Source organism: Aliidiomarina minuta, from assembly GCF_003987145.1.
Lineage (GTDB): Bacteria > Pseudomonadota > Gammaproteobacteria > Enterobacterales > Alteromonadaceae > Aliidiomarina > Aliidiomarina minuta.
On the sequence record NZ_PIPL01000001.1, the window covers coordinates 1,471,510 to 1,483,770 of the forward strand.

The window sequence follows — 12,261 nt, forward strand, 5'->3', positions numbered from 1 at the left end:
TTTATGTTTTTTATTACTATGACAAGCAGGTTAGCAGAGGAATAACCTGCTTGTCACTAGTTGTTAACAACTCAGGATAAAGCCTTTTCTAATTCAGGCAATACATCAAAAAGATCAGCGACTAAGCCATAATCGGCAACCTGAAATATCGGCGCCTCTTCATCTTTATTGATAGCCACAATAACTTTAGAGTCTTTCATGCCTGCCAGATGCTGAATAGCACCGCTAATACCCACAGCTATATATAGCTGTGGTGCAACGATTTTGCCAGTCTGACCTACTTGCATATCATTAGGTACAAAACCAGCATCCACAGCAGCACGTGAAGCGCCCACTGCAGCACCCAGCTTGTCCGCGAGCGACTCCAGTAACTTAAAGTTTTCGCCATTTTGCATGCCACGACCACCTGATATGACAACAGGTGCGCTTGCCAGGTCAGGGCGTTCAGATTCAGCTAACTGCTCACCAACAAATTCAACTTTATCATTGTTAAATACATCGGTAACGGCTTCTACATTAGCACTACCGCCTTCTGCTGCGGCGGCGTCAAATGCAGTACCGCGCACGGTAATGACTTTAATACTATCACTGCTTTGCACGGTGGCAATCGCGTTACCCGCATAAATTGGACGCTTAAAAGTATCATCGCCTTCAACAGCAATGATGTCGGAAACCTGACCTACATCCAGCAGGGCTGCCACACGCGGCATGAAGTTTTTACCTGTAGTAGTCGCAGGCGCAAGGATATGACTGTAGTCAGAAGCTAACTTAGCAACTAATTCGCTAATATTCTCAGCCAACTGATGTGCATAGGCTTCATTGTCTGCCTGCAATACACGTTCTACACCGGCTACCTGGGTTGCGTTGTCTACAACGCCCTGACAATTATGCCCGGCAACCAGTACTGCTATGTCGCCACCAATCTGGGTAGCAGCAGTAATAGTTTTTAAAGTGGCCTCATTTAAGGTCTGGTTATCATGTTCGGCAACTACAAGAATGCTCATAATACTTTTGCCTCGTTCTTCAGTTTGTCAACAAGCTCTGCTACGTCGGCCACTTTCACACCGGCGCTACGCTGAGCCGGAGCTTCCGCTTTCACAAGCTTAATATTGCTGCTTATTTCTACACCAAGATCAGCTGGCGACTTCACATCCAGAGGCTTACGCTTAGCTTTCATGATATTAGGCAGCGAAGCATAACGCGGTTCGTTCAGGCGCAAGTCTGTAGTGACTATAGCTGGTAAGGTCAGACGCAACGTCTGCAGACCGCCATCGACTTCACGGGTCACATCGACTTTACCGTCTGCAACTTTTACTTCAGAAGCGAAGGTTCCCTGTGGCATGCCGGTTAAAGCGCCCAGCATCTGACCGGTCTGGTTATTATCTGAATCAATTGACTGTTTACCCAGAATCACCATGTCAGGTTTTTCTTCAGCAACTACTTCTTTCAGTAGTTTAGCCACGGACAGGGAGTCTGGCATGACATCAGATTCAACATGGATAGCTCGATCGGCACCCAATGCCAGGGCGGTACGCAATTGCTCCTGACAGGCCTTAGGCCCAATAGACACCACGACCACTTCTTCTGCGGGTCCTTTTTCTTTTAAACGAACCGCTTCTTCAATAGCGATTTCACAAAAAGGGTTCAGCGCCATTTTCACATTTGCCAGATCAACATCTGACTGATCGGCTTTCACGCGCACCTTGACGTTGTAGTCAATAACGCGCTTTACCGCGACCAAAATTTTCATAGTTTCAATCCTTCTTTACTTAGTAAAGAATCAGGTAAATCCCGATTAACCGTGCTGCATTATGTAAAACCCGCCTGCAACAGACAAGGTTTGTGAGTATAATATCGTCGAATTTACGTCATCTTGCTGTCAACTTATAGTGTCAGCGTTCAAATTTCGTTCACTTTGAAGTATTTTATGTCTGTCTACTCCGAATCGGCTCAGCGCATACAACAGCAATTACAAAGCCAGCCCAACTGGCAGGAAAAATATCGTGTGCTGTTGCAGGCAGGCAAAGAGGCGCAACCTCTGGCTGCCGAATACCGAACTGATGACTATAAGGTAACAGGCTGCGAAGCCAATGTCTGGCTGCTTGCCGAAGGGTCTGCCACTAACCTGCAGTTGCATTTCTTCAGTGACGCACGTCTGGTGCATGCACTGGTTCACGTTGCCTTACTACCTATGCAGCAGCAAAGTGCTGATTTTATCGCACGCTTCGACACCACTCGCTGGCTTCAACAATGCGCGCTGGATGACCATCTAAGCCCCTCGCGCAGTAATGGCTTACAACAGGTTATAAAACGGGCTAAGCAGTTGGCTTTGGCTCAGGCAACAAGCGATTAATTAAGGTTGCTGCCGCTTGCATACCAAACGCGCCGGTGACCATCATACAGGCACCAAAACCTGTGCTGCAATCCAGTCTGGCCGCGCCATGAGCCGGTTTAGCATGGGACACCTGTCCCTCAGTCGCAGGATAACGTAACTGCTCAGTTGAATACACACAATCAATGCCAAACTTACGCTTTGGGTTACTGCTGAAATTATAATCACGGCGCAATTGAGAGCGTACTTTTGCCATCAGCGGGTCCTGAATAACCCGGGCGATATCTGCCACTGCGATTTGCGAAGGGTCAATCTGACCGCCTGCACCGCCAGTGGTCACCACTCTGATCTTCTGCCGTTTACACCAGGCCAGTAAAGCTGTTTTCGCACTGATGCTGTCAATAGCGTCCAGCACGCCATCGGGGCGATTTGTAAAACATTCAGCCAGATTTGACGGACTGACAAAATCATCCACCTGATTTATTTTTAACTCAGGATTAATGCTTTGCAAACGTGCCGCCAGCACTGCAATTTTAGGCTGGCCTACGGTTTCGCTCAGTGCATGGGACTGACGATTAACGTTGCTTAAACAGACATCATCCATATCTATCAAGGTCAGCTCGCCCACTCCGGTTCTGGCCAGCGCTTCTGCTGCCCAGGAACCCACACCACCGACCCCCACAACCGCCAGGTGCAGTTCACGTATGCGCTGGGCGTTGGTATGACCATACAGCCGTTGAATACCTGAAAAGCGTTGTCCGTAATTATCCATGCCTGACCTGTTTAAATCGCAATAGGAGCTTTGATATGCGGGTGCGCTTGATAATTCACCAGTTCAAAGTCTTCATAAGTAAAGGCAAATAAATCTTTCACCTCTGGATTGAGTTTCATTTGCGGCAGTGGCAAAGGCTCCCGACTTAGTTGCTCACGGGCCTGTGTAAAGTGGTTGCTATAAAGATGTGCATCACCAAAAGTATGCACAAAGTCACCCAACTCAAGGTCGCAGACCTGAGCGACCATCATAGTCAGCAAAGCGTAGCTGGCAATATTAAAAGGCACGCCCAGAAAAATATCGGCACTGCGTTGATACAGCTGACAGGACAAACGTCCATCCGCGACATAAAACTGAAACATGGTATGACAAGGCGGTAGCGCCTGCAGCCCGGCTTCTGCATTTTGCACAGGACTCTGGCGGCTGTCAGGCAGCACCGCCGGATTCCAGGCACTGATCAGTAAACGCCGTGAGTCTGGGTTGTTTTTTATCTGTTCAATCAGCTGCTGTATCTGATCCAGGCTACCACCGTCAGGCAACGGCCAGCTGCGCCACTGGGCGCCATAGACAGGGCCCAGGTCACCGGACTCTGTGGCCCAGCCATCCCAGATTTTAACACCGTTGTCATTCAGGTATTTAATATTGGTATCACCCGCTAAAAACCACAGCAGCTCATGAATAATAGAACGCAAATGGCACTTTTTAGTGGTTACCAGCGGGAAACCCTTGGCTAAATCAAAGCGCATCTGATAGCCAAACACACTGCGTGTTCCGGTTCCGGTACGGTCGCTTTTGTCGGTGCCGTTATCCAGCACATGTTGCATTAAATCCAGATAAGCGCGCATTGCTGACCTTTCCTATTTTGCTGTTTGTTTCAGGTTTTTGCCAAACTGGCCACGATAAGCAAGCCACATAATAACTGCCCCGCCAATAATCATAGGTAGTGACAACCATTGTCCCATCGACAGCGAGCCAGCCAATAATCCAAGGTGAGCATCCGGCTCGCGGAAAAATTCGGTGAACAGGCGTGCGCAGCCATAACCGAGCAGGAAAAGCCCGCCTATAGCGCCCACAGGTCGAGGTTTACGACTGAACCAGTAGAGGAGCGCAAAGAGCACCGCGCCTTCCAGAAACGCCTGATACAGTTGTGAAGCATGCCGGGGTTCTGGACCGCCAGCAGGGAAAATCACCGCCCAGGGTACGTCAGTAACCCGGCCCCAAAGCTCACCATTAATATAGTTGCCAATGCGCCCGGCGCCCAACCCAATAGGTACCAGAGGCGCGACGAAATCGCCAACAGACATGATGGAACGTTTCTTTTTCAGTGCATAAAAGACAATAGCGGCGATGGCACCCAATAAACCACCATGAAAGGACATACCACCGGATGTAATATCAAAAAGATACAACGGGTTGGCGAGCATGCTTTCAAACTGATAAAACAGTACATACCCCACTCGGCCACCGATAATCAGTGCCAGAAAACCCCAGAACAACAAATCGCTCCAGTTTTCCCGACTCCAGTCCGGGTGACGATCCGCCTGCTTATTGCCCCACCACCAGGCAAACGCCAGCCCGATCAGGTACATAAGCCCATACCAGCGAATATCCAGAGGACCCAGGCTCACCAGAACCGGATCGTAACCGGGGTGAACGTAATAATCTTGATTCATGCCTTATCCTTTCTTCTGCAATAAAGTTCGCTTAACCGCTAACGAATAAATGTATTGAAACCACAATAAGTAAAAAAGCAAAAGCCCGTTGTAGCCAGCGCACCGGCATTATCTGCGCCAGTTTAGCGCCCACCGGAGCAAAAAGCCCGGAAGCCACCGATAAACTTAACCAGGCAGGCAGGTAAATAAAGCCCAGACTCATACTGACTTTGTCTGCCACTACCTGTTGCCCCAGCCAGGCGTACGTAAGGGTGCCAAAAAAGGCAAGCATCACGCTGCATACAGCGGCAACAGCCACCGCATTGCGCATAGCAACCTGGTAATAATGCAGCAAAGGCACTACCAAGGCACCGCCGCCAATGCCAACCAGCGATGAAATAACGCCAATCACAGCTGACCAGGCGCGTACTGGCCCTTTGCTGATATGCCTGTCCTCTGCGACGGGTTGCGTTTTCCAGATCATGCGCACTGCCAGAACCAGCAGAACCGTCGCAAATACCCGTTGCAGCAGTTCAGGAGCCAGTTGGGTGCCAAGAGTGGCACCGGCAATGCCGCCTACAATCAAAAAAGGGCCAATTAAGGCGACCCAGGACCAGAGGATTTTATCATGACGATGATGCGCATAGGCACCAGAAAGTGTAGTTACCACGATAGTCGCCAGACTGGTGCCTACCGCCATAGGCACCACTAACGCAGCAGGCACTCCCATAACAGGTAACAGGTAGATCAGCAAAGGCACCACTACAATGCCACCGCCTATGCCCAGCATACCCGATAAAATACCAGCAATCGCACCGCCCAGCAGACAGATTAAGATGCTGATGATCATTTATTTGCCTGCCCGCACAAAACCGCCCAGACCTAAACTTTCCAGTTTATTGTTAACCACTCGCCGCACCTGCTCTGGATATTTCGCTTTCATCGCCTGAGCCAGCAATACCTGTAACGTACTGGTATGCACGTTACGAATAATCCATTTTATTTTGTCCAGATTCTGGCTGCTCATGCTCAGGTTTCTATACCCCATCGCAGTTAGCAATAAGGCACCACCGGGCTCCCCGGCAAACTCACCGCATACACTGACGGGCTTATTCAATTCGTTGCAGGTCTCGATAATATGAGTCAGAGCGCGCAGCACTGAAGGATGGTAAGGGTCATACAAACTGGCCACCCGTGGATTATTGCGATCAACAGCCAACAGATACTGAGTTAAATCGTTCGTGCCCACCGAGAAGAAATCGACCCGTTTAGCCACTTCATCCAGCTGATATAAAATAGCCGGAACCTCGATCATGACCCCCAGCTCGGGTCTCGCTAATTCTTTACCCGGCTGTTTTTGCACCAGTTCATTGCGTACTTCAAAATAAGCCTGATTAATCAGGCGGGAAGCCTCGTCGACTTCTTCCAGTGAACTAATCATAGGTAGCAGAATTTTCAGGTTACCCTGCCCTATATTTGCTGCCAGCATAGCGCGCGCCTGAACCAGGAAGATTTCCGGATGGTCCAGTGTCAATCGTATACCGCGCCAGCCTAAAAAGGGGTTGTCTTCACGCAGCGGGAAATACGGTAAGGGTTTATCGCCACCGACATCCAGAGTGCGCATCACCACAGGTAAATCGCCAAAGTTCTTTAACACCTGATGATAAAGCTCGCGTTGCTCAGTTTCCGTCGGGAACCTGTCCTGCATCATAAAGGGTATTTCGGTGCGATACAGACCTATGCCATCAAACTTACCCTGCTGTTCTACGCCATGTTCGATATTAAGCCCTGCGTTGATTTGCAGGCTAATCGACTGACCGTCTATGGTTTCTGCCGGAAGGTCCCGATGCTCAGCGACTATAGCTTCAAGCTCAAGTTCTTCCTGCTGCAACTGGCGGTATTCATCCAGTACCTGTTCAAAAGGGTTAACAAACAGCTCACCACTATAACCATCGACAATCAAAAACTGCTGATCCAGATATTCCAAAGGCACATCTTCAATACCCAGTACAGCAGGTACGCCCATGCTTCGTGCCATTATAGCTGCATGAGAGTTGGCCGAGCCGCTCATAGAGACAATGCCCTGCAGTTTTTCACGCGGTAGTTCCGCCAGCATGCTTGCGGTCACTTCTTCGGCCACTAAAATACAGTTATCAGGAATTTCCAGTTCACGCTGATTCCGTTTTTGCAAATGCGACAGAATACGTTGCCCGAGGTCACGAACATCTACAGCCCGTTCCCGCAGGTAGGAGTCATCTAAATCTTCGAATTGAGCGACAAAGTCTTCGACCACCATTTTTACCGCGGTCTGTGCCATCCAGCCATCGGTAATGGTGCGTTCTACCGCGTCCCCCAAACTGGCGGCATCCAGTAACCCCTGATACACATCAAAAATCGCCAGCGTATCCTCGGCAACATGGGTGGCCACCTGCCTGGCCAGTTCTTGCAATTCACGACGGGTTTGCAGCACCGCTTTACGGAACAAACGGATCTGACGCCAGGGTTTATCTGTTTTGCGTGGCACCACTGAACTTAAACGTGCGGCGGGTTTACCAATGAAAGCGGTGCCTATCCCCACCCCGGGTGAGCCGGGAATAGCACGTAAACTACGCAACCAGGGAGCGGCCTGTCCAGCCAACAAACCTTTAGCTTCAGCGTGAGCAATAACCGCGGCTAACTGAGCCGCCAGCGTTACAATAAAGGCTTCTTCGTCTTCCGAAAAAGCGCGCGCATGAGCCTGCTGTACCGCCATCACACCCAGCACTTTGCGCTGATGGATAATAGGCGCTACCAGCATAGCTTTAAAGGCTTCTTCTTCTACCGATTCGACCAGTTTATAACTGGGGTGGAGGGTCGCATTGGCAACATTTAAAGGCTCTTCCCGCTGTGCGGCCAGACTGATAAGGCCCTCACCAAATGATAAAGTAACCCGTTCGCCAGGCGCTACGCGCAAACCATCAGAAGCCATCAGCACGAACTCACTGGCGCTATGGTCAGCGATATAAATGCTGCAAACGTCGGTTTCCATGGCCGCCTTAACCCGGGTCACCATAGTACGTAGCGCCGAATCAAATTCCGGCGCCTGGTTAACAGCTTCTACAATCCGGTGTAACTTAGCCAGCATACACTATCGCCTGCGTCTGCGTTTATTGCGCCTGTGCTGGAATGGCATTGCCATGGGCGCAAACTCTTTCATCACACGACGATATACATCGCGCTTAAAAGAAACCACCTGGCGAACCGGATACCAATAACTTACCCAGCGCCAGCCATCAAACTCAGGATGGCCCGACTGTAAAACGTCGACATCCGATTCCGGGCAGGTCAGGCGTAACAAAAACCATTTTTGTTTCTGGCCAATGCAAACTGGTTTTGCGCCTTTGCGCACCAGGCGCTTAGGCAGTTTATAACGAAACCAGTTACGACTGGTGTATACAATTTCAACCTGTTCTGGCCGCAAGCCCACTTCTTCATAAAGCTCACGATACATTGCCTGTTCCGGCGACTCACCACTGTCAATTCCACCTTGTGGAAACTGCCAGCTATTTTGACCATAACGTCTGGCCCAGAAGACTTGCCCGTGCTCGTTACATATCACTATGCCGACGTTTGAACGATATCCTTCGGCATCTATCACGCGAGCATCCCCTTCTAATTCACAATAGGTTGATTCTTCCATAAAGGCTGACAATGGGCAAACATTGTTATTGCCTGTTAGTATGCCTCTAAGATGAAAAACTCATGTGTAGGCGATGACTGAATTCTTACAACTACCCGAAATAGCTACGGCTCCTCCTGCCACCGAAGTTGAATTACTCAACCGGGCCAGAATGCTGGCAGGCATGCCTCTTGGCTGGTTAGCTGATAAAGCCGGTTGGCAAACGCCGGATAACCTGCAGCGCGCTAAAGGCTGGACCGGCCAGCTTATTGAACTTTACCTGGGCGCTCAGTCCGGCTCCCGGCCCGAACAGGATTTCCCGCAACTGGGAATTGAATTAAAAACGATACCCGTCACCCCGGAAGGCAAACCTCTGGAAACCACTTTTGTCTGTGTGGCCCCGTTAACCGGACTCAACGGTGTGCAATGGGCTGAATCTAATGTACGTAATAAACTGCAATCAGTGCTTTGGATCCCGGTCGATGGCCGCCGCCAAATCAAACCCGCGCAACGCTGCCTCGGCATGCCCGTATTATGGCAACCCGATGCAGACGAAGATGCCCTGCTCAAAGCAGATTGGGAAGAGATTACCGAAGCCATTATTCTGGGCCAGGTCAATCAGATTACCGCCCGTCATGGCCAGGCATTGCAGTTAAGGCCCAAAGCGGCTAACAATAAAGCCTTGACGGCAGGCATAGGCCCGGATGGCGAGTCGATACAAACGCTGCCGCGTGGCTATTATCTAAAAACTCAATTCACGGGGCAGATTCTGGCCCGTTTATTACAGCAACAATATCAGGATCCGTCATGACGTCCCCAGAACAACATATTCATCCTCACACCAAACGTAATGGGATGACCTTTTGCCTGCTCGGCGCAGGTGCTTTGCTGCTGATTTTGTATGTACACCATAATGTCGTCCTGTTGCCCTGGCCGCTACGCCTGACATTGCTGGCTTTCGCCTTAATCACCTTAGCACTGGGCGTTGCCAAGCTATTAGAACCCGCCACTTCATTGCGCATCAGTCCCCAGCAGATCACCTTCTTACACCGTAAAGGTCAGTGGCAACTAAGCTGGGATGATATTTTACGTTTTGATATACCGCGCGTGCATCGGGGGCTGGAACTTCAGGAACTGCCTTTCCTGGGTTTTAGGCTGAGCAGTTACGATGCTCTGCTTAAACAACTTTCTCCAAGGCTCGCAGTGCATTTACTGATGGAACAACGTCAGCTTATGATCATGGCCCTGCGCAGTGAAAAACCTGCACACAAACCCTATACCGATTATTTTGACGTACCCGACTATTTTAAAAGTGAAAGCGGGCAGGTTTACCGTGGCGTGCTGGCAACCTTCGCAGTACGAATGCAATTAATGCGCGAATTACTGGGGTATGATCTGTATATTTCACAAAATGCTTTTGACCGCCCGCTCGAAGAGTTCAAAACCCTGTTAGTGGAGCTACAAACAACACGGCAACAACATCTATAACCTCACCACCACTTAGGGCTGCTGGCCTTTTCCAGTTCCGGGCGCTGAAAATAATACCCTTGCATCAATTCAATGCCACTGTCTTGCAGAAACTGAAATTCATCTACAGTTTCTATGCCTTCAGCCAGCACGGTAATTTCAAGATCACGGCAAACACTATGAATACCGGCGAATATCGCTTTCTTTACCCGGTCTTTATGAATATTACGGATCATCTTCATATCCAACTTCAATAAATCCGGTTGAAAGTCGGCAAGCAAATTAAGACCGGCATAACCTTCACCAAAATCGTCAATAGCAGTCATAAAACCGTGTTCCCGATAAGTTTTGAAAACCTCTACCAGCAATTCATGGTTTTCTACTTTTTCGTGTTCGGTTACTTCGAAAATGATTTTCTGATGGGGGAAATTAACTTTTTTTGCCGTCTGCAGCGTTTTTGCCAGGCAGGTTTCGGGGTCATAAATGGCATTGGGCATAAAGTTAATGCTTAACCTGGCAGGCAACCCAACACGTGCAGCCGTTTCGATGGCGCAAACCCGGCAGGTCTGATCAAAAGTATAAATATTCTGACTATTCACACGGCCAATAACTTCACCGGCTCCTTCACCATTTTCACCACGAACCAGCGCTTCGTGGGCGAAAACACTATGGTCTGTCACATTCACAATAGGCTGAAAAGCCATTTTTATGCCAAAACCCAGAGGGCGGTGGCAACTGCATTCGTCACAAGTCGGCATAGTATTTTCCTCCTGGTTAGTTTACCAATAGAACAAAAAAAGGATTACGAAGAATAACAGTCTTTACTAAAAAAGAGCACCAATCTTTCAATGCTCTATGCAATTGATTCACCACGTCTCGCGCTTCCCACGTGATCCAAAAACGCAACCACTCCGTTTTCCATGTCAGCTTATTGGCACGCTCACACAAGGCAAACTATAAATCCACAAGACAATAGTTATAAAATGCCCTACCCTTAGCAGTTGTAGCCATTTTGGTAGCACAAAGGAGACAATCAGTGCCCACCAAACCTATAAAAACTCTCGGCTGGCGTGAATGGGCGGCGCTGCCTGACCTGGGTATTGACGCTATAAAAATGAAAGTTGATACCGGTGCCAGAACATCATGCCTGCATGCCTTTAAGCTCGAACCATTTACCCGCGAAGGCAGAGAATGGCTAAAAATCTGGGTGCACCCAGTACAAAACGACAATACGGAACATGTGTGTGAGGCTCCTATTCTTGAACAGCGCAATGTTACAGATTCAGGAGGGCACACCGAAGCCCGTTACGTTATTGAAACCAGACTTCAGATCGGTGATCAAACATTTTCTGTGGAACTTACTCTGACCAATAGAGATACCATGAAATTCCGTATGCTACTTGGCCGCCAGGCTATGCTGGGCCGCTTCTTAGTAAATCCAGCTGCATCTTATCTGACAGGAGAACTCGCATGAGAATCGGCATACTATCCCGTAACAAGAATTTATATTCGACCCGCCGACTAATAGAAGCGGGTGAAAGTCAGGGGCACGAAATGATCGTGCTCGACCCCCTGCGTTGCTACATGAACATTAACGCTAAAGAACCGTCCATCCACATGCGGGGTAAAGAATTACCCACTTTTGATGCGATTATTCCCCGCATAGGTGCGTCTATTACCTTCTACGGCGCTGCGGTACTGCGCCAGTTCGAAATGATGGGTGTGTATCCACTCAACGAGTCGGTAGCCATCAGCCGCAGCCGTGATAAGTTACGCTCATTGCAACTGTTATCACGCAAAGGCATTGGACTACCCGTTACCGGTTTTGCCAGTAAACCAAACGACATCCCTGATTTAGTAGACATGGTTGGCGGCGCGCCACTGGTCATTAAGCTGCTTGAAGGCACCCAGGGAATTGGTGTGGTTCTGGCTGAAACGCCAAAAGCGGCAGAAAGCGTAATCGAAGCTTTTATGGGCCTGAATGCGCATTTCATGGTGCAGGAATACATTAAAGAAGCCGGCGGTGCTGACATTCGTTGCCTGGTGATCGGCGACAAAGTAATTGCCGCCATGAAGCGCCAGGCCAAACCAGGTGAATTTCGTTCCAACCTGCATCGGGGCGGCAGCGCAACTCTGGTTAAGCTAACGTCCGCCGAACGGGCGACTGCGGTGAAAGCTGCAAAAACCATGGGGCTGAGTGTTGCTGGCGTTGATTTATTGCGTTCCAATCACGGCCCGCTGGTGATGGAAGTCAACAGTTCACCGGGTCTTGAAGGCATCGAGGCTGCCACCGAGAAAGACGTTGCCAAACAGATTATTGCCTTTATTGAAAAGAATGCTGATAAGGTCAATAAGACCCGCACTAAAGGTAAAGGCTGAG

At 49.4% G+C, this 12,261-nt stretch carries 14 protein-coding genes; 5 read left to right on the top strand and 9 right to left on the bottom strand.

Annotated elements, in window-relative coordinates; all coding sequences use genetic code 11:
- Nucleotides 1-71 precede the first annotated feature (71 nt).
- Both CWE09_RS07020 and CWE09_RS07025 read right to left on the bottom strand, forming a co-directional pair.
- Complete coding sequence (locus CWE09_RS07020; protein WP_126803267.1) at nucleotides 72-1,004, bottom strand: electron transfer flavoprotein subunit alpha/FixB family protein; 933 nt, start codon at nucleotides 1,002-1,004, stop codon at nucleotides 72-74.
- Nucleotides 1,001-1,750, bottom strand: coding sequence for an electron transfer flavoprotein subunit beta/FixA family protein (locus tag CWE09_RS07025; protein WP_126803268.1), 750 nt, complete (start codon nucleotides 1,748-1,750; stop codon nucleotides 1,001-1,003). The genes CWE09_RS07020 and CWE09_RS07025 overlap by 4 nt, the downstream gene beginning before the upstream one ends.
- 177 nt (nucleotides 1,751-1,927) lie before the next feature.
- On the opposite strand from CWE09_RS07025, the gene CWE09_RS07030 reads away from it, so the two are divergent.
- A complete protein-coding gene (locus CWE09_RS07030; RefSeq protein WP_126803269.1) occupies nucleotides 1,928-2,353 on the top strand; it encodes a SufE family protein in 426 nt (141 codons plus the stop codon).
- On the opposite strand, the gene tcdA is transcribed toward CWE09_RS07030, so the two are convergent.
- From tcdA to rppH, 6 genes are read right to left on the bottom strand one after another with little or no spacing between them, the layout of a single operon-like run.
- The gene (gene tcdA / locus CWE09_RS07035) at nucleotides 2,316-3,104 is read right to left on the bottom strand and encodes a tRNA cyclic N6-threonylcarbamoyladenosine(37) synthase TcdA (protein WP_126803270.1); all 789 of its coding nucleotides are present in this window, start codon (nucleotides 3,102-3,104) and stop codon (nucleotides 2,316-2,318) included. The genes CWE09_RS07030 and tcdA overlap by 38 nt on opposite strands.
- Before the next feature lie 11 nt (nucleotides 3,105-3,115).
- Entirely contained in the window at nucleotides 3,116-3,949 is an 834-nt protein-coding gene (locus tag CWE09_RS07040; protein WP_126803271.1) for a thymidylate synthase, read from the bottom strand.
- A gap of 12 nt (nucleotides 3,950-3,961) precedes the next feature.
- The gene (gene lgt, locus CWE09_RS07045) at nucleotides 3,962-4,777 is read right to left on the bottom strand and encodes a prolipoprotein diacylglyceryl transferase (protein WP_126803272.1); all 816 of its coding nucleotides are present in this window, start codon (nucleotides 4,775-4,777) and stop codon (nucleotides 3,962-3,964) included.
- A 31-nt stretch (nucleotides 4,778-4,808) separates the two neighbouring features.
- Nucleotides 4,809-5,606: a sulfite exporter TauE/SafE family protein gene (locus tag CWE09_RS07050; protein WP_126803273.1), complete on the bottom strand. Its 798-nt coding sequence runs from the start codon at nucleotides 5,604-5,606 to the stop codon at nucleotides 4,809-4,811.
- The gene (ptsP, locus tag CWE09_RS07055) at nucleotides 5,607-7,880 is read right to left on the bottom strand and encodes a phosphoenolpyruvate--protein phosphotransferase (RefSeq protein ID WP_126803274.1); all 2,274 of its coding nucleotides are present in this window, start codon (nucleotides 7,878-7,880) and stop codon (nucleotides 5,607-5,609) included.
- 3 nt (nucleotides 7,881-7,883) lie between these two features.
- Entirely contained in the window at nucleotides 7,884-8,393 is a 510-nt protein-coding gene (gene rppH, locus CWE09_RS07060) for an RNA pyrophosphohydrolase (RefSeq protein ID WP_126803934.1), read from the bottom strand.
- A gap of 115 nt (nucleotides 8,394-8,508) precedes the next feature.
- Between rppH and mutH the strand changes: the two genes are divergently transcribed.
- Entirely contained in the window at nucleotides 8,509-9,225 is a 717-nt protein-coding gene (mutH, locus tag CWE09_RS07065; protein WP_126803275.1) for a DNA mismatch repair endonuclease MutH, read from the top strand.
- Complete coding sequence (locus tag CWE09_RS07070) at nucleotides 9,222-9,902, top strand: DUF2982 domain-containing protein (protein WP_126803276.1); 681 nt, start codon at nucleotides 9,222-9,224, stop codon at nucleotides 9,900-9,902. Before mutH ends, CWE09_RS07070 begins: the two co-directional genes overlap by 4 nt.
- 2 nt (nucleotides 9,903-9,904) lie before the next feature.
- Here CWE09_RS07070 and CWE09_RS07075 read toward each other — a convergent pair whose 3' ends face one another.
- The gene (locus CWE09_RS07075) at nucleotides 9,905-10,639 is read right to left on the bottom strand and encodes an EAL domain-containing protein (protein ID WP_126803277.1); all 735 of its coding nucleotides are present in this window, start codon (nucleotides 10,637-10,639) and stop codon (nucleotides 9,905-9,907) included.
- A 293-nt stretch (nucleotides 10,640-10,932) separates the two neighbouring features.
- Here CWE09_RS07075 and CWE09_RS07080 point away from each other — a divergent pair, with 293 nt between their 5' ends.
- Nucleotides 10,933-11,355 carry an ATP-dependent zinc protease family protein gene (locus CWE09_RS07080; RefSeq protein WP_126803935.1) on the top strand — a complete coding sequence of 141 codons (423 nt, stop codon included), beginning with the start codon at nucleotides 10,933-10,935 and terminating at the stop codon, nucleotides 11,353-11,355.
- Nucleotides 11,352-12,260 (top strand): 30S ribosomal protein S6--L-glutamate ligase, encoded by a 909-nt coding sequence (gene rimK, locus CWE09_RS07085; protein WP_126803278.1) that lies wholly within the window; start codon nucleotides 11,352-11,354, stop codon nucleotides 12,258-12,260. The genes CWE09_RS07080 and rimK overlap by 4 nt, the downstream gene beginning before the upstream one ends.
- Nucleotide 12,261: the final 1 nt, after the last annotated feature.